The sequence below is a fragment of the Specibacter sp. NPDC078709 genome (assembly GCF_040686795.1).
Classification (GTDB): Bacteria; Actinomycetota; Actinomycetes; order Actinomycetales; family Micrococcaceae; genus Specibacter.
On record NZ_JBFBLU010000003.1, the window covers coordinates 160,945 to 177,917 of the forward strand.

Genomic DNA, 16,973 nt, shown 5'->3' on the forward strand with positions numbered 1-16,973 from the left:
GCAAACCCGCATGCGGGCTTGAATGTTCGGCCGAAAAACTCGGCCTAAAACAAGCTAAGCACAGGCCACTGACAAAGTAGTCGGTGGGCTGTGCTCAGCTGTGGATAACGGAAGTGATTAGGCGTTGAAGTAGGCCTTCAAAGCATCGACGCGGTCCAGGTTTTCCCAGGTGAAATCGGGGTCGTCGCGGCCAAAGTGACCGTGCGCGGCCGTCTTGGCGTAGATGGGGCGCTTGAGGTCAAGGCTGTCGATGATGGCCATGGGGCGCAGATCGAAGATGGCCGCAATGGCATCCTCGATGCGGCGCGGATCCACGGTTTCGGTGCCGAACGTCTCAACGTACACACCCACCGGGCGAGCTACGCCAATGGCGTAACCGACCTGGATTTCAGCCCGTGAGGCCAACCCGGCAGCAACCACGTTCTTGGCAACCCAGCGCATGGCGTAAGCGGCGGAACGGTCAACCTTTGACGGGTCCTTACCGGAGAAGGCGCCGCCACCGTGACGGGCCATGCCGCCGTAGGTATCGACGATGATCTTCCGGCCGGTCAGACCAGCATCGCCCACGGGACCGCCCACCACGAACGGGCCAGCCGGGTTCAGGTACGTTTTCAGCCCGGAAACATCCAGACCAGAGGCCTCCATGACCGGTGCAATAACAAACTCGCTCAGATCGGCACGCAGCTTATCCAGCATGGTGCCTTCGGCGTGCTGACTGGAGATGACAACGGTGTCTACCGAGACGGGCTTTTCGCCGTCGTACCCGATGGTCACCTGGGTCTTGCCGTCGGGGCGCAAGTATTCCAGCAGACCGGACTTGCGCACATCGGTGAGGCGTTCGGAGAGCCGGTGCGCCAGGTAGATGGGGGTGGGCATGTAGGACGCGGTCTCATTGCTGGCGTAGCCGAACATGAGGCCCTGATCGCCGGCGCCCTGGGAGTCGTACTTGTCCACGGCGGTGCCTTCGCGGACCTCGAGAGCGTTGAAAACGCCGTCGGAAATGTCCTGCGACTGCTGACCGATCGAGACGGACACGCCGCAACGGGCGCCGTCGAAGCCGTTTGCGGAGGAATCGTAGCCAATGTCCAAGATGGTGTTGCGGACAATCGCCGGGATTTCCACGTAGGCATTGGTGGTCACCTCGCCCGCCACATGGACCAAGCCAGTGGTGGCCATGGTCTCAACGGCGACGCGGGAGTCCGGGTCTTCGGCCAGCAGCGCGTCAAGGATGGCGTCGCTGATCTGGTCGCAAATTTTATCGGGGTGGCCTGCCGTCACGGATTCGGAGGTAAATAGGCGCAGGGGGTTTACTGAAGTCACTGTTCTACTTTACTTTGGGATAGCTCGCCACCCATTGCGGTGAGACACGGTTTGTCATACATAGTGTGTTGCTGGCGCGTGGTTAGGTAGTGCCTGAGGTGTGGCCGAGCCTCTGCGCAATCAGACGTACGACGGCGTCAGCTACCTCACGCTTGCTGCCCCCGGATTGCACGGGTGTTGCACCGTCTAGAGCCAAAATCTCGACATGGTTGGTGTCTTGACCAAAGACCCGCTCGGTGCCGGAATCCCCCGGCCCCACTTCATTGACCACGAGCAAGTCGCAGCCCTTGCGGCGCAGTTTCGCTTCAGCGTAAGTGCGGGCATCTGCTTCGTCGTCGCCTGTTTCTGCGGCAAATCCAACAATGAGCTGCTGCTGGTTTTGCGCGGAACGGTGGGCCACGAGTTCCGCCAAAATATCCGGGTTGCGGACCAGAGTGATGACGGGATCCTCGACGTTGTCGCGCTTCTTGATCTTGCCGGAAAAAACGTTGGCCGGACGGAAATCGGCCACGGCAGCGGCCATGATGACCACGTCGGCCGACGCCGCCGCTGCCAGCGTTGCCTTCCGCAAGTCAAGAGCAGTCTCAATCGGCTGCAGCTTGGCACCGGCGGGAGGGGCTACTTCCAGGTGGGCGTGGATCAAGGTGACCGTGGCGCCCGCAGCCAATGCTGCCTCGGCCAGGGCCACGCCCTGCTTGCCCGAAGATTTGTTGCCCAAGAACCGCACAGGATCCAGAGGTTCTCGCGTCCCACCAGCAGTGATCAGAACGTTCATTCCAGTCAGCGGGCCATCTTCGACAGCAAGGGGTGCCGAGCCCGTAAGGGAGTCCGTGGCGGGCAGCAGATTCGCATCGTCGTTGACAGCTCCAGAGTGGTCCGAGGGCTCTGCCATGATGACTGGCTCGGCGCCAGCGGCAGTCTCAACAAGATTCCCGGCGCCCCACTGGCCCCCCACGCTAGGTGCGGCTTCAGTGGGTGCCGAGGATCCGGCGTCGTCAAGCAATGCCATGGCGGCGGTAAAAATCGCTTCCGGCTCGGGGAGCCGGCCGGGACCGGAGTCCACGCCAGTCAGGCGCCCCACCGCAGGGTCCAGCACGTGCACGCCGCGGGACCGCAGCGTGGCAACGTTGGCTTGCGTGGCGGCATGAGCCCACATTTCTGTGTGCATGGCCGGGGCAAAAAGCACCGGGCCGCGGGCCATCAGCAAGGTGGTGGTCAACAGATCGTTGGCGTGTCCGCCAGCGGCCTTCGCCAAAAGATCAGCGGTGGCCGGGGCCACCACGATCAAATCGGCCTCATGGCCGATTCGTACGTGGTTGACCTGATCCACGGCGTCAAAAACATTGTTGGTGACGGGCCGGCCACTGAGGGCCTCCCAGGTGGCGACACCCACAAAGTTGGTGGATGCGTCGGTGGGGATGACCGTGACCTGATGGCCTGCCTCGGTGAAGAGGCGCAGCAACAAGGCCGCCTTGTAGGCGGCGATGCCGCCGCCTACTCCCAAAACAATGTTCAGCTCAGACACCGTGGCTGTGCTCAAACTTCCTGTTACGCGGTCTCGACGGGGGTGGAAACCAGCAGGCCCTCGTCGATTTCACGGAAAGCGATAGAGAGCGACTTCTCGTTCAACTTGGTGTCTACCAGCGGGCCAACGTACTCGAACAGGCCCTCGTGGAGCTGTGCGTAGTAAGCGTTGATCTGACGTGCGCGCTTGGCACCAAAGATGACCAGTCCGTACTTCGAATCGGCAGCTTCAAGCAGCGAATCGATCGAGGGATTGATGATGCCTTCGGGTTGTGTAGTCAATTACTTCTCCAAAAAATCGAAAGGGTGTCTTGCAGATCCAACAATGTGCACGGTTCGCTAACGGTTTGTCAGCGGTTACCGTGCAACTTATCTTGGCTCAAGCAGTGTGGTGAGGGGTGAGCCCCATCAGTTCAACAAGCGCGGCTGCAGCCCGGCTGACATCGTCATTAACAATGACGTAATCAAATTCCGGGGCGGCAGCAAGTTCCAGTTTAGCGGTTTCTAGGCGACGGTGCTGTTCTTCGGCAGTTTCTGTGCCGCGTCCCACCAATCGGCGGACAAGTTCGTCCCAATTGGGCGGGCCCAAAAACACGAAGTCAGCCTCGGGCATGGCTTCTTTCACCTGGCGTGCGCCTTGCAAATCAATCTCCAGCAGCACCGATTTTCCATCAGCCACAGCCGCTTCAACAGTGCTGCGCAACGTGCCATAGCGGTTCACGCCGTGGACGACGGCCCACTCGAGCAGATCGCCGGCAGCAACGAGATGATCAAAGTCCTCCGCTGACTTGAAGAAGTAGTGGATACCTTCATCCTCGTTCGGGCGCGCCTTGCGTGTGGTTGCCGAAACGGACAGCCACACCTCAGGGTAGTTATCCCTGATGAAAGTTGAAACAGTGCCCTTGCCAACCGCGGTGGGCCCGGCCAGAACGGTGACACCGCTGCGGGGCTTGGTGCGGACGGTGTTTTCCATCGGTACGGAAACCTGGCTCATGACTTCTTTCCAAGGTATTCAATCAAGGCTCGGCGTTGGTGTATGCCTAAGCCACGCACCCTGCGGGTCGGGGCAATACCCAGCTCGCTCATGATCACAGTTGCACGTACCTTTCCAATGCCCGGGAGGGCTTCCAATAAATCACTGACTCTGAGTCTGTCCAGGGCCGGCTCCGTGCCAGCTGCGCCAAGCACATCTGCCACACTGGCCTGTCCCGATTTTAGATCCTGTTTTGTCTGGGACCTCACCGCCCGGGCTGCAATGGCCTTGATCCGCGCGTCTGCGCGTTGTTCATGCGAGAGGTGCGGCAAGTTCACGAAAAAGGCTCCCTGATGACGAATGTCCCCGGCGCGGATGGCGAACACAGTTAGTGGTTCGAACCTATCCGCACCGGGGAAGCAAATCAATCTGCGCATGGCGGGCCGCGACTGCGGCCAGCCGCTATTTAAGCCCGGCCAACGATTCTGTGGTAGCTGCCCGGAGAGCCGCCAGATCAGGCCCGGCAGCCAAGATACCCCGGCTCGAGGTACCCAAAACTGCCGGATATGCTGCCCCAAAAGTGGCCTGCATATCGGCACCCGTGGCACCCTGCGCACCCAAGCCTGGCGCCAGGATTGGGCCATGTAGGGCCGCCAAATCAATGTTCAGGTCCTTCAGCGCACTGCCTACAGTTGCCCCAACAACGAGTCCGACAGAACCCAGCGCCGCTTGCGCATAGCGTTGATTTTCCTGCGCTGCCGCCTGCACAATGCGCTTGGCCACCGATTCATTTCCGCCCACATGCTGCACCGAAGCGCCCTCCGGGTTGGAGGTCAATGCGAGAACAAACACACCCCGGCCGTTGTCTGCGGCCAGATCCAGTGCCGGACGCAACGACTCAAACCCCAGATATGGGCTCAGCGTCAACGAATCGGCGGCAAGGGCCGAACCGTCGCGCAGCCAGGCATCGGCATAACCGGCCATGGTGGAGCCAATGTCCCCACGTTTGGCGTCAGCGATGGTCAAGACGTCGGCGTCAACGGCTGCAGCCAGCAGATCCTCAAGCACGGCCAAACCGGCCGAACCGTGACGCTCATAGAGCGCCACCTGAGGCTTGATGGCTGCCGCCAATGGCGCAACAGCTTCCAACACTGTGAAGGAAAACGTCCGCAGGCCCTGGATGGAATCCTCCAGTCCCCAGGCAGCCAGCAGCCCTGGGTGCGGGTCGATACCCACACACAGCGGACCGCGGGCAGCCATCGCCTCGGCGAGCCGGGCGCCGAAGGACGCTCGCTGACCGCCGTCGCGCCTTGACTCCGGATTAGGCATTCTGGGCTACCTGACCTGCGGCCAGAACCACGGCGTGCTCCTGCAAGCTGGTGACATCCCATTCGTAGGAGCGCAATGCCTCCATGGCCTGGACGGCAACGTTGAACTCGGCCACTGTGGTGATGCACGGACGGCCGTTAGAGACCGCCGCTGCGCGGATCTCGTAGCCGTCGCCGCGGGCCTGACCACCTGAAGGGGTGTTGAAGATCATGTCGATCTCACCGTTATTGATGAGGTCCACAATGCTCTGGTCATCGGAGTTGGCGCTTTCCTGACTGATCTTGCGAACAGTAGTTGAAGCGATGCCGTTGCGGCGCAGTACATCGGCAGTACCCCCGGTGGCCACGATCTCGTAGCCCAGGTCAACCAGACGCTTGACGGCCATGATGATGGAGCGCTTATCGCGGTTCGCCACGGAGACGAACACGGTTCCGGAGACGGGCAGGGCACCATTGGCGGCCGCCTGGCTCTTGGCGAAGGCCGTGTCAAAGTGCTTGTCAATGCCCATGACCTCCCCCGTGGAACGCATTTCCGGCCCGAGCAGGGAGTCCACTACGTGGCCCTCCACCGTACGGAAACGGTTGAAGGGCAGAACAGCTTCCTTCACGGCGACCGGAGCGTTGTCGGGCAGCTTTCCGCCGTCGCCAACCTCAGGCAGGATGTGGTGGACGCTACGCAGGTGGGCGATGGAGACACCAACACCGATAAGCGCGGCGGCCTTGGCCATCTGCACGCCAGTTGCCTTGGAGACAAACGGGACCGTGCGGGAGGCCCGCGGGTTGGCTTCGAGGACGTAGAGGATGTCAGCAGCCAGTGCGAACTGGATGTTGATCAAGCCGCGCACGCCAACACCTTCGGCGATGGCGCGGGTAGCCACACGGACGCGTTCCTGCACGTCCTTGCCCAGGGTAATGGGGGGCAGTACGCAGGCGGAGTCACCGGAGTGAATTCCAGCTTCTTCAATGTGCTCCATAATGCCGCCAAGGTACATGTCCTTGCCGTCGAAGAGTGCGTCCACGTCAATCTCGATGGCGTCTTCCAGGAAGCGGTCGATCAGGACCGGGTGTGCCTCGGTGATTTCCGTGGCGTTCTTGATGTAGCGGGAAAGATTCGCCTCATCGTACACAATCTCCATGCCGCGGCCGCCCAAAACGTAGGACGGGCGGACCAGAACGGGGTAGCCAATCTCATCGGCGATCTTCTTAGCGTCGTTGAAGGACACGGCAGTGCCGTTCTTCGGCGCGATCAGACCGGCCTCGTCCAAGACGCGGGAGAACATGCCGCGGTGCTCAGCCAAGTCGATGGCTTCCGGGGACGTGCCAAGGATGGGCACACCGGCGTCGGCCAGTTCCTGAGCCAGCTTCAGCGGAGTCTGACCGCCGAGCTGCACGAAGACGCCCATGACGCCGCCGGTGCGCTCTTCGGCCGCAATGACCTCCAGCACGTCTTCAAGCGTCAGCGGCTCAAAGTACAGGCGGGTGGAGACGTCGTAGTCGGTGGAGACGGTTTCCGGGTTGCAGTTGACCATGACGGTCTCGTAGCCGGCCTTGCGCAGTGCCATGGAGGCGTGCACGCAGGAGTAGTCGAACTCGATGCCTTGGCCAATACGGTTCGGACCAGAGCCGAGGATGATGACGGACGGCTTTTCGTGCAGCGCAATCTCATCTTCCTCATCGTAGGAGGAGTAGTGGTACGGCGTGTACGCAGCAAATTCGGCGGCGCAGGTGTCCACAGTCTTGTAGACAGGGCGGATGTTCAGGGCCTGGCGGACGCCACGCACCACAGCCTCGGTGTTGTGCGTGATCGCACCGATCTGGACATCGGAGAAGCCGTGGCGCTTGGCCAGTTTCAGCATTTCCGGGGTCAGCGCGGTGGACTGGCGGATAGTTGCCGCTACTTCGTTGAGCAGTACCAGCTGGTCTAGGAACCAGGGGTCAATGCCCGTGGCCTCGTAGAGCTCTTCAATGCTGGCTCCACCCAGGAGGGCGCGCTGAACCTGTGAGAGACGCTCCGTGGTGGGGCGCTTAGCCGCTTCAATCAGATCGGGGACGTCTAGGGCGTTGACGGAGGAGAAGTCCAGGCTGGCACCCTTCTGCTCCAAGGAACGCAGCGCCTTCTGCAGGGCCTCGGTGAAGTTGCGGCCCATGGCCATGGCTTCGCCGACGCTCTTCATGGTGGTGGTCAGGGTGGGATCCGCTGCCGGGAACTTCTCGAACGCGAAGCGGGGAACCTTGACAACAACGTAGTCCAGAGCCGGCTCAAAGGAGGCCGGGGTCTTCTGGGTGATGTCGTTCGGGATCTCATCCAGCGTGTAACCCAGGGACAGCTTCGTGGCGATCTTGGCAATGGCGAAGCCGGTTGCCTTCGAGGCCAGTGCGGAGGAGCGGGAAACGCGCGGGTTCATCTCAATCACCACGACACGGCCGGTGTCGGGCTCAATCGCGAACTGGATGTTGCAACCACCGGTGTCAACACCAACCTCGCGGATGATCGCGATGGAGATGTCACGCAGGTTCTGGTATTCGCGGTCCGTCAGGGTCATGGCCGGGGCCACGGTGATGGAATCGCCCGTGTGAACGCCTACCGGGTCAAAGTTTTCAATGGAGCACACAACAACGACGTTGTCGTTCTTGTCGCGCATCATCTCCAGCTCGTATTCCTTCCAGCCCAGGATGCTCTCTTCAAGCAAAACCTCGGTGGTGGGGCTGTATTGCAGGCCCTGGCCCACAATGCGCTCCAAGTCCTCCGGCGTGTAGGCCAGGCCGGAGCCGAGCCCGCCCATGGTGAAGGACGGGCGCACGACCATGGGGTAGCCCAGGTCCTCGGCGGCCGCGAAGGCCTCCTCGATGGTGTGGATGATGTGGCTGCGGGCCGATTCGGCACCGCAGCGCTCAACGACGCCCTTGAACTTTTCGCGGTCCTCGCCGAGCTCGATGGCGGCGATGTTCGCGCCGATCAGCTCAACGTTGTACTTGGCCAGCACGCCGTTCTTGTCGAGTGCGATCGCGGCGTTCAACGCGGTCTGGCCACCGAGGGTGGGCAGGATGGCGTCGGGGCGCTCCTTGGCGATGATCTTCTCGATCACCTCGGGGGTGATGGGCTCAACGTAGGTGGCGTCGGCGAACTCGGGGTCGGTCATGATGGTGGCCGGGTTGGAGTTGACGAGGATGACCCGCAGGCCCTCTTCCTTCAAAACACGCAGCGCCTGGGTGCCGGAGTAATCAAACTCGGCAGCCTGGCCAATCACGATCGGGCCGGAGCCAATGACCAAAACTGACTTAAGATCTTCCCTCTTTGGCATTACTTGTTTTCCTGGCTCTGTGTGGTCTGGCTCTGTGCGGTCTCGCCCTGGGCGGACTTACTGGCATCTGATGTCTTGTAGGCGGTCATGAGATTGATGAACCTGTCGAACAGGTAGGCGGCGTCGTGCGGGCCGGCCGCGGCCTCGGGGTGATACTGCACCGAGAAGGCGGGGACGTCGAGGCAAGAGAGGCCTTCAACAACCTGATCGTTGAGGCTGATGTGGCTGACCTCAACCCGACCGAAGCGCTCCTCGGGAGCCTGGGTGGGCCCGTCCAGTGGTGCGTCGACGGCGAAGCCGTGGTTCTGGCTGGTGATTTCCACCTTGCCGGTGCTGCGGTCCAAGACCGGCTGGTTCATGCCGCGGTGGCCGTAACGCAGCTTGTACGTGCCAAAGCCCAAGGCGCGGCCCAGGATCTGGTTGCCGAAGCAGATGCCGAAGTACGGCACCCCGGCGTCCAAGAAGCTGCGTACGAAGCCCACCTGGCGGTCTGCCGTAGCGGGGTCACCGGGGCCGTTGGAGATGAACACACCGTCGGGATTCAACTCCATGGCTTCTTCAAAAGTGGTGGCGGCCGGCAGCACGTGCAGGCGAACGCCGCGCTCGGCAAAACGGGCCGGGGTCATGGCCTTCATGCCAAGGTCCAGCGCCACAATGGTGAACAGGGTCTCCCCCGTCCAGCCGTGGTCAGCAGGTTCGACGACGTACGCCTCCTTCGTGCTGACCTCTTCAGCCAGTCGCAAACCCTCCATGGACGGCTGAGCGGCGACTTCTGCGAGTAGTTCAGCTTCGGGCCGGGCTGCTGCCTCGCCGGAGAAGATGCCAGCCTTCATGGAACCGCGCTCACGCAGGTGCCGGGTGATGGCGCGGGTGTCAACACCCTGGATGCCGACAATGCCCTGGGAGATGAGCTCGTCGTCGAGCGTTCCCTCGCTGCGCCAGTTGGACGGGCGGCGGGCCGCGTCACGGACAACATAACCGGCAGCCCAGATCTTTGCCGACTCGTTGTCAGCCTTGTTCACACCGGTGTTGCCGATATGCGGGGCCGTCTGGATGATCAGCTGACGAGCGTAGGACGGGTCCGTGAGGGTTTCCTGGTAACCGGTCATACCCGTGGTGAAGACTGCCTCGCCCAGGGTCGTGCCCTGTGCCCCGTAGCTGCTGCCACGGAAAGTGCGGCCATCTTCCAAGACTAAAAGTGCCTGTGCAGGCATGGTTGCATGACTCATTCTGATTTGTTCTTTCCGTTGCGTTCGACTGCGGGTGTATCGATGTTCTGGACATCAGGTTCTACGTCTGGTTGCGCGCCTGGTTGCGCCTCAGGTGCTGCATTCTCTATCTTTTCTAACAAACCGTTATCTGCCATTTTGGCACCTTCGGGCAGCAAGGTTTGCAATGTTTCCATCAGCGGGTGTTTGGCACCGGCCTCGGTGGTGCGGAATCCGGTGTCAACTTCAGCGCCAGCTAGAAGCCAGCTGATGACGACGATCCCGTCTTTTTCCACAAATTTCCCGGCCATCCCGGCTTGTGTGGCAAGTTCCGTGAAGTGCTCTTTGGCGATGAAAATATCCTGCGCACCGGAGCGCTCCACGAGGATCCCTGACGGGTAGGCGTGGACCACTGCGGGGGTTCGGATGCCTAACCCGTGAACTGCGAGCCGATCCAACCAGTCTCCGCCGGAGGTGGTGACTACGTATTGTCCCGGGACGCTAATGAGTGCTTCGCCTAGCTCAGCAGGCACCTCGGGGAGTTGTCCGACGTCGGCCTGGCGCTTGAGCTTATTGCGCCAGCCCCACCACATCAAGGTGAAGGCCACGGCAACGATCAGCAGCGTCAGAATGCCTGGCACTATCCGCTCATCCACTAGTTAGCTCCGTGAACGAAAGGGGTGTTGAGCTTGCCATCCAGCACGGTGGGGTGGCCGTTGAAGAAGGTGGCCACCACCTTGCCCGGCAGCACCAAGCCGGCAAACGGTGAGTTGCGGCCCTTGGTGGCCATGGCGTACGGGTCCACGTTCCAGCGGGCTGCAGGGTCAACCAGCACAATGTTGGCCGGCTCCCCCACTTCCAAGGGTCGTCCCTGATCGGCCAACTGGCCAATCTGGGCCGGGGTGGTGGAGGTGACGCGGGCAAAGTCCGCCCACGTCATCAGACCGGTTTCAATCATGGTTTCCTGCACCACCGACAGGGCCGTTTCCAGGCCTGTCATGCCCATCGCCGCGGCAGCCCATTCGCATTCCTTGGCTTCGCTGGGGTGCGGGGCGTGGTCGGTTCCGACAATGTCAATGGTGCCGTCGGCCAGGGCTGCGCGCAGGGCGTGCACATCAGCGTCTGCGCGCAAGGGCGGGTTGACCTTGTAGACCGGGTTGTAGCTGCGGACCAGTTCTTCGGTCAGCAGCAAGTGGTGCGGGGTGACCTCTGCCGTGACGGAGATGCCGCGTTCCTTGGCCCAGCGGATGATCTCCACCGATCCGGCCGTGGAGACGTGGCACACGTGCAGGCGTGAGCCCACGTGCTGGGCCAGCAGGACATCGCGGGCAATGATGGACTCTTCGGCAACAGCTGGCCAACCGGCCAAGCCGAGATCTGCCGAGACCACGCCCTCGTTCATCTGGGCGCCTTCGGTGAGGCGAGGTTCCTGCGCGTGCTGAGCAATCACGCCGTCGAACGCCTTGACGTATTCCAGCGCGCGGCGCATCAGGACGGGATCGCTCACGCAGATGCCGTCGTCGGAGAAGACCCGGACGCGGGCGCGGGAATCAGCCATGGCGCCGAGCTCGGCCAGCTGGGCACCGGCCAGGCCCACGGTGACGGCGCCGACGGGGCGCACATCCACCCAACCGGACTCACGGCCAAGGGTGTAAACCTGCTCCACCACACCGGCGGTATCGGCCACCGGTGAGCTGTTGGCCATGGCGTGGACGGCGGTGAAGCCCCCCAAAGCAGCGGCGCGGGTTCCGGTTTCAACGGTTTCGGCATCTTCGCGGCCAGGTTCGCGCAGGTGGGTGTGCAGGTCAACCATGCCGGGCAGCGCTACCAACGCGCTGGCGTCGATGACGGTGGCGTCTCCCACCACATCAGCGGCGAGGCCCTCCCCCACCGCGGCAATAACGCCGTCGCGCACCAAGATGTCTGCTCTTTCCTGACCCAAGAGGGAGGCCGAACGAATCAAGTAACTTACGGAAGTCATGACGGGTCCTTTACAAGAGGCAGAGTGTGTGAAGTCAGTGGCTGCGCCGGGGCGGCTGGTGCGGGGTTCTCACGCATCTCCCCGGACAGCAGCAGGTACAGGGCCGCCATCCGCACCGAGACACCGTTGCGAACCTGGGCCAGCACGGTGGAACGGGGTGAATCGGCGGCGGCGGAAGAAATCTCCAGGCCGCGGTTCATGGGCCCGGGGTGCATGATGATGGTGTCCTTGAGGTTCAGGGCATCGAGTTTGGCGAGGCGGGCGTCGTCGAACCCCCAGCGGCGGGCGTACTCGCGCGTTGAGGGGAAGAAGGAGGCGTTCATGCGCTCGGCTTGAACGCGCAGCATCATGACGGCGTCAACACCGGTTTCCAGAGCTGCGTCGAGATCGTAGCTGACCTCGCAAGGCCAATGCTCGACGCCGACCGGCAGCAAGGTGGGCGGCGCCACCAAGGTCACGTGGGCACCAAGGGTACGCAGCAGCCAGACGTTGGATCGAGCCACGCGAGAATGCAGCACATCTCCCACGATCAGCACGCGCATGCCGGCCAGATCGGCTCCCACCGAAGCGGTGCCCTGAATCTTGGACCAGTGGGCACGCATAGTGAACGCATCCAACAAGGCTTGGGTGGGGTGGGCGTGGGTGCCGTCGCCGGCATTGATGACGGCGGCGTCAATCCAGCCCGAGTTGGCCAACTGCGCGGGAGCGCCGGAGGCCCAATGCCTGATGACCACGGCATCGGCGCTCATGGCTTCGAGGGTCTGGGCGGTGTCCTTGAGGGATTCACCCTTGGACACCGAGGAGCCCTTGGCGCTGAAGTTGATGACATCTGCGGAGAGTCGCTTTGCGGCTGCTTCGAAGGAGATGCGGGTGCGGGTGGAGTCCTCAAAGAAGAGGTTCACCACGGTGCGGCCCCGCAGGGCCGGGAGCTTCTTGATTTCCCGTTCGCCCACGGCGCTCATTTCCTGAGCAGTGTCCAGGATCTGAATAGCGCTTTCGAGGCTCAGTTGCTCAGTAGACAGCAAATGCCTCATACGCCGGCCTCAATCACAACTTCGTCATGAGCAGCAATGCCGCCGTCGATCTCAACGAGGTGCACGCGCACTTTTTCGCTCGAGGATGTGGGCAGATTCTTACCCACATGATCTGCCCTGATAGGGAGTTCGCGGTGGCCGCGGTCAACGAGTACCGCCAGGCGGACGGCGCGGGGGCGGCCCAAATCAACGAGGGCATCCAGTGCCGCCCGGATGGTGCGACCGGAGTACAGCACGTCATCGACGAGCACAATGGTTTTCCCATCAATGCCGGAGACGGGCAGCTGTGTGCGCTGGGGTGCTCGGGTGGGCTGGTGGGCTAGATCGTCACGGAACATGGTGACATCGAGCTGGCCGACAATGGCGGTGGGGTCGATCGCCGGATCGCTGGCGGCCAATTTTGCGGCCAAGCGTTGAGCCAACGGGAAGCCGCGGCGCGGGATGCCCAAGAGGAGCAGATCCTGCGAGCCTTTGTTGGCTTCTAAGATTTCATAGGCGATACGAGTCAGTGCCCGTTCAATGTCCGCGGCGTTGAGAACCACGCGGGACACAGTGACAGGCGCCGAGGTTGATGGAACATCCCCAATTGCTGCAGAGGAATTGCTCATTTTCTCGCGTCCCCTTTCCCCGCCTCACTGGACGGAATTAAAAGGTTGATTGCGTACACCTCAAACTACCACAGCAGCAGGTAGCTCCCGTGTCCGCTGCAGCGGTGCCAGAGCGTGATCCGAGGCGTACGCGAGGGTCTGCGTCAGGGTCTGCGTAAGAGGTCCTCGGGCCTGTGTCGCTCGCACCGGGTGCCGCAGTAGATACCGGCTGCGGCGGTAGATGATGTGGGGAATGGGGTGCGGTGAGCGCGTCATCTTTGAGTGAGACTGTGGTGGCCCTACGCTTGAGAGCATGACTGATCCCGGCCACTGGCAAAACTCCGCTGCAGGTGCCCCGCAGCAGCAACCGCACTACGCCCAGGCCCCACTTCCTCAAGTGCAGGCACCGGGAACCGCGTTGAGCTACACGCCCGACTATTGGGCGCACCCCGCCCCAATCCAGTCGAAACGTAGAAGCCGCGGGCTGACGGCGAAGGTGAGCAACATCATCTTGCTGTGTGTCCTTGCTTTGGTAACAATGCTGACATTGGCCTTCTTTGCCCTGTCGATCGGCGCCAACGTGTTTTTGATCTGCGGCGCACTGGCATTGATTCCACTAACTATTTGCATCGCGACCCTGATGTGGATTGACCGGTGGGAGCCAGAACCCCGCACCGCTTTGCTTTTGGCTTTCTGTTGGGGTGCAGGGATGGCAGTCATCACCACCTTGCTGGTAGGAAGCTGGGTGCAGCCTCTGCTCATGGGCACTAATCCTTCGGCGGATGCCGACTTGGTGGGCGCCGTGATTCAGGCTCCCTTGGTTGAGGAACTGTGCAAGGGCGCTGGCGTCCTACTGCTGTTCTTCCTGCGAAGGCGCACCTTTGATGGCCCCATCGACGGGGTGGTCTACGCGGGCATGATCGCAGCAGGCTTCGCGTTCACTGAGAACATCTTGTACTTTGGTCAGGCTCTGTCCGAGGCCGACGGAGCCGTGGGCGGCTTGGTGGGTATTTTCATCATGCGCGGGCTCATGTCTCCCTTTGCCCATGTCATGTTCACTGCCACCCTTGGGGTCTGCGTGGGCTACGCAGCCCGCAACGGCGGCACCTTGATGGTTCTCGGTGCCTGGGTGGTGGGATTGGTCCCGGCCATGCTCCTGCACGGGCTGTGGAACGGATCGGCGTTCCTGGGCGGCAACTTCTTCTTGGTCTATGTGGTGCTACAGGTGCCCCTGTTCATCCTGAGCATTGTGGGCATCATCCTGCTGCGCCGTTCAGAAGCGAAACTGACCCGCAACCGTCTGGCCGACTATGTCCCGTCCGGATGGTTCACCCAGCAGGAGGTGCCGATGCTGGCCACAGGTTCTGGCCGGCGTCGGGCTTTGACATGGTCCAAGACCTTTGCGGCAGGACCCATCATGAAGGAATTTATCCGGTTGGCCACACGGTTGGCCTTCACCCGGCAGCGGTTACTGGTGGACGCGCGAGGCGTCGCTGGCACCAGCGCGGCGAACCGATTCAGCGCCGGCCAAGAGCTGGAGATGCAACTACTGAATGAGATCACCGGCGTCCGCACGGAATTGCTGGGCCGTCATTCGCAAGCGGTATGGCAGGCGCAGAACGTGCAGGCTCAGCAGCTCCAAGTGCAGCAGCTGCACGCGCAACAGCCACAAGCCCACAACAATTGGCAGCAGCCCCAATAACTGCCGGGCTGCCTACCATCTGGAGCACTGTCTAGTGGAGTTGCTTGGTCGGCCCGCTCCGGACTGGAGCCTGGCCGAGACCCCGGTAGAGCCGCAAGATGTCCAGGTATATGCCGATAGAGACCGGCCAAGACCGGGATTCTGCCTCGAGTGTGCAGTTGTTGTACGCTTCAGGGCCACCAAGGCTCTAGTGCGTATCCGAAGAGTTAAGTTTGTGTCCTCGGTGCTCAAGAGCTGAACGGCTGCGAGACTTCTGAAACGCCCGCAACAAAAAGACCCGCAGCTGGGCTGAAATACACGGCAATTCGCGGTGTATTCGAGCCCGGCTACGGGTCATTGAGAGGAGCAACTGGTGCAACTGTTCTTGAAACAGTTACGCCTGAAACAGTTAAGCCAAGAGTGTCGGCTTGATCTGCTGCAATCGGCCCAGGAGACCGTTGATGAACTGCGGTGATTCATCCGTTGAGAGAATCTTCGCCAGTTCCACGGCTTCGCTGACAGCGACACCGTCGGGGACGTCGTCGTTGTAGAGCAGTTCCCAGGTGCCGATGCGCAGGATGATCCTGTCCACTGCGGGCATGCGCTCAAGCGTCCAGCCCTGTGAGTAAGTCTGCAGGAATTCGTCAATGCTCTCGGTCATTGCCGTCACGCCTTCGACCACGTCAACCGTGTAGAGGTTGATGATCTGGTCGGCGATTTCGCGCCGCGCCGTCAACGCCGACATGGCACTGACTTCGCGCTGCTCGGCCTCGAACAAGATGTCTAGGGCTCGGCGGCGGGCCTTGCTACGTGCCGAGTTCGGCTTGCCCGAGGGGTTGTCTTTAGTGCTTGCCACTACTCGCTTACACGTCCCTGGTAGCTACCGTCGCGGGTGTCGACCTTGACCAAGGTGTTGTTCTCAACGAACAAGGGAACCTGGATTTCAAAGCCGGTCTCAACGGTTGCAGGCTTGGTGCCAGCGGAGGAGCGGTCGCCCTGCAGGCCCGGCTCGGTGTAGGTGATGCGCAGCTGAACCGACGGCGGCAGTTCGATGTACAGCGGGTTACCTTCGTGCAGCGCGATGGTCACGTTCAGGTTTTCCAGCATGAAGTTCGTGGCGTCGCCAACAGTCTTAGCCGAGACAGTGAGCTGATCGAAGTTGTCGTTGTCCATGAACACGAAGTCTTCGCCGTCCTGGTACAGGTACTGGAAGTCAGAGCGATCAACAGTGGCAGTTTCAATCTTCAAGCCAGCGTTGAAGGTCTTATCGACTACCTTGCCGGAAAGAATGTTACGCATCTTGGTGCGAACGAACGCACCGCCCTTGCCCGGCTTGACGTGCTGGAACTCAATGACGTTCCACAATTGGCCCTCAAGCTTGAGAACGGTTCCGTTCTTAATGTCATTAGTCGTTGCCACAGTTGCCTCTTAGCGTATAAGTATTATCAAAAATCCATTGACCATACTACCGCATCCGGCCACGGTGCGCCGTATGATTCACCCCACCACGACAAGCACGACGCCGGCCTGCCGCCAGTGAGGTGAACTCCCGTTGGTCTCGAGGGGCCTTTAGGCGCGTTCTGCTAGGTCCAGCGCCCGCTTGAGCGACACCGTGGCGGAGTAGATAGCCGTGGCGTCGGATCCGGATGCGACCCTGAGTTCCAGTGCGGTAGCGAAGATTTTCGCAGCCGCTTCAAAGGCTCCGCTGCTGAAATGGACCTTGCCGAGTTGTTGGAAAACCCACGGCTCCATGGGTGTGCCGCTCACCTCCGGCAGTAGCCCGCGAAGGATTCGCTCAGCCCTGTCATAGTGCTTGCTAGCGCGTAAAATCTCGGCATCGAGCACCTGCAGGCGCAAGGAGCCGGGATCGATCAGGCGGGCATCGGCGGCCGCCTCGGCAGCCTCGGCAGTCAGTCCACGGGCCAGGAGCACAAACACCCGATCCGCCGCGTCACCGGATTCTTTCAGTGCCAGCGTGCAGGCATCTTCGTCCACGACCTCGGGCATGAGTGTTTCGGGGTTCACGGCTATCCCG

16 protein-coding genes are annotated in these 16,973 nt (G+C 61.6%); 1 reads left to right on the plus strand and 15 read right to left on the minus strand.

All coding sequences use genetic code 11. The annotated features are described in order from the left end of the window. Positions 1–117: 117 nt before the first annotated feature. The 12 genes from metK to pyrR all read right to left on the minus strand — a co-directional run bounded on the left by metK (position 118) and on the right by pyrR (position 13,278). On the minus strand, positions 118–1,320 hold the full coding sequence (gene metK / locus AB0P14_RS07315; RefSeq protein WP_363839810.1) for a methionine adenosyltransferase: 1,203 nt from the start codon (positions 1,318–1,320) through the stop codon (positions 118–120). 82 nt (positions 1,321–1,402) lie between these two features. Continuing rightward, complete coding sequence (locus AB0P14_RS07320; protein ID WP_363840421.1) at positions 1,403–2,836, minus strand: bifunctional phosphopantothenoylcysteine decarboxylase/phosphopantothenate synthase; 1,434 nt, start codon at positions 2,834–2,836, stop codon at positions 1,403–1,405. 32 nt (positions 2,837–2,868) lie between these two features. Next, positions 2,869–3,126 (minus strand): DNA-directed RNA polymerase subunit omega, encoded by a 258-nt coding sequence (rpoZ, locus tag AB0P14_RS07325; protein WP_044575390.1) that lies wholly within the window; start codon positions 3,124–3,126, stop codon positions 2,869–2,871. 97 nt (positions 3,127–3,223) lie between these two features. Next, positions 3,224–3,838 carry a guanylate kinase gene (gene gmk / locus AB0P14_RS07330; RefSeq protein WP_363839814.1) on the minus strand — a complete coding sequence of 205 codons (615 nt, stop codon included), beginning with the start codon at positions 3,836–3,838 and terminating at the stop codon, positions 3,224–3,226. Then, positions 3,835–4,155, minus strand: coding sequence for an integration host factor, actinobacterial type (gene mihF / locus AB0P14_RS07335; protein ID WP_363839817.1), 321 nt, complete (start codon positions 4,153–4,155; stop codon positions 3,835–3,837). Before mihF ends, gmk begins: the two co-directional genes overlap by 4 nt. Before the next feature lie 124 nt (positions 4,156–4,279). Next, a complete protein-coding gene (gene pyrF, locus AB0P14_RS07340) occupies positions 4,280–5,146 on the minus strand; it encodes an orotidine-5'-phosphate decarboxylase (RefSeq protein WP_363839819.1) in 867 nt (288 codons plus the stop codon). After that, complete coding sequence (carB, locus tag AB0P14_RS07345; RefSeq protein ID WP_363839822.1) at positions 5,139–8,447, minus strand: carbamoyl-phosphate synthase large subunit; 3,309 nt, start codon at positions 8,445–8,447, stop codon at positions 5,139–5,141. The genes pyrF and carB overlap by 8 nt, the downstream gene beginning before the upstream one ends. After that, positions 8,447–9,676: a glutamine-hydrolyzing carbamoyl-phosphate synthase small subunit gene (gene carA, locus AB0P14_RS07350; protein ID WP_363839825.1), complete on the minus strand. Its 1,230-nt coding sequence runs from the start codon at positions 9,674–9,676 to the stop codon at positions 8,447–8,449. The genes carB and carA overlap by 1 nt, the downstream gene beginning before the upstream one ends. Beyond that, positions 9,673–10,311, minus strand: a complete 639-nt coding sequence (locus AB0P14_RS07355; RefSeq protein ID WP_363839828.1) for a hypothetical protein — start codon at positions 10,309–10,311, stop codon at positions 9,673–9,675. Before AB0P14_RS07355 ends, carA begins: the two co-directional genes overlap by 4 nt. Beyond that, positions 10,311–11,636, minus strand: a complete 1,326-nt coding sequence (locus tag AB0P14_RS07360) for a dihydroorotase (RefSeq protein ID WP_363839831.1) — start codon at positions 11,634–11,636, stop codon at positions 10,311–10,313. The genes AB0P14_RS07355 and AB0P14_RS07360 overlap by 1 nt, the downstream gene beginning before the upstream one ends. After that, positions 11,633–12,670, minus strand: coding sequence for an aspartate carbamoyltransferase catalytic subunit (locus AB0P14_RS07365; protein ID WP_363839834.1), 1,038 nt, complete (start codon positions 12,668–12,670; stop codon positions 11,633–11,635). Before AB0P14_RS07365 ends, AB0P14_RS07360 begins: the two co-directional genes overlap by 4 nt. Further along, positions 12,667–13,278, minus strand: coding sequence for a bifunctional pyr operon transcriptional regulator/uracil phosphoribosyltransferase PyrR (gene pyrR, locus AB0P14_RS07370; RefSeq protein WP_363839837.1), 612 nt, complete (start codon positions 13,276–13,278; stop codon positions 12,667–12,669). Before pyrR ends, AB0P14_RS07365 begins: the two co-directional genes overlap by 4 nt. Before the next feature lie 292 nt (positions 13,279–13,570). On the opposite strand from pyrR, the gene AB0P14_RS07375 reads away from it, so the two are divergent. Then, positions 13,571–14,959, plus strand: coding sequence for a PrsW family intramembrane metalloprotease (locus AB0P14_RS07375; RefSeq protein WP_363839840.1), 1,389 nt, complete (start codon positions 13,571–13,573; stop codon positions 14,957–14,959). Positions 14,960–15,347: 388 nt separating this feature from the next. Here AB0P14_RS07375 and nusB read toward each other — a convergent pair whose 3' ends face one another. From nusB to AB0P14_RS07390, 3 genes are all read right to left on the minus strand, one after another. Then, on the minus strand, positions 15,348–15,794 hold the full coding sequence (nusB, locus tag AB0P14_RS07380; protein ID WP_363839842.1) for a transcription antitermination factor NusB: 447 nt from the start codon (positions 15,792–15,794) through the stop codon (positions 15,348–15,350). Beyond that, positions 15,794–16,357, minus strand: coding sequence for an elongation factor P (gene efp, locus AB0P14_RS07385; RefSeq protein WP_363839845.1), 564 nt, complete (start codon positions 16,355–16,357; stop codon positions 15,794–15,796). Before efp ends, nusB begins: the two co-directional genes overlap by 1 nt. A gap of 150 nt (positions 16,358–16,507) precedes the next feature. Beyond that, complete coding sequence (locus AB0P14_RS07390) at positions 16,508–16,963, minus strand: tetratricopeptide repeat protein (protein WP_363839848.1); 456 nt, start codon at positions 16,961–16,963, stop codon at positions 16,508–16,510. Between the last annotated feature and the right edge of the window lie 10 nt (positions 16,964–16,973).

Excerpts from the sequence above, each read along its gene's own strand:
- gmk (WP_363839814.1), bottom strand. The coding sequence starts at position 3,838 with ATGAGCCAGGTTTCCGTACCGATGGAAAACACCGTCCGCACCAAGCCC.
- carA (WP_363839825.1), bottom strand. The coding sequence starts at position 9,676 with ATGAGTCATGCAACCATGCCTGCACAGGCACTTTTAGTCTTGGAAGAT.
- AB0P14_RS07375 (WP_363839840.1), top strand. The coding sequence starts at position 13,571 with ATGACTGATCCCGGCCACTGGCAAAACTCCGCTGCAGGTGCCCCGCAG.
- pyrF (WP_363839819.1), bottom strand. The coding sequence starts at position 5,146 with ATGCCTAATCCGGAGTCAAGGCGCGACGGCGGTCAGCGAGCGTCCTTC.
- pyrR (WP_363839837.1), bottom strand. The coding sequence starts at position 13,278 with ATGAGCAATTCCTCTGCAGCAATTGGGGATGTTCCATCAACCTCGGCG.
- AB0P14_RS07365 (WP_363839834.1), bottom strand. The coding sequence starts at position 12,670 with ATGAGGCATTTGCTGTCTACTGAGCAACTGAGCCTCGAAAGCGCTATT.
- carB (WP_363839822.1), bottom strand. The coding sequence starts at position 8,447 with ATGCCAAAGAGGGAAGATCTTAAGTCAGTTTTGGTCATTGGCTCCGGC.
- AB0P14_RS07360 (WP_363839831.1), bottom strand. The coding sequence starts at position 11,636 with ATGACTTCCGTAAGTTACTTGATTCGTTCGGCCTCCCTCTTGGGTCAG.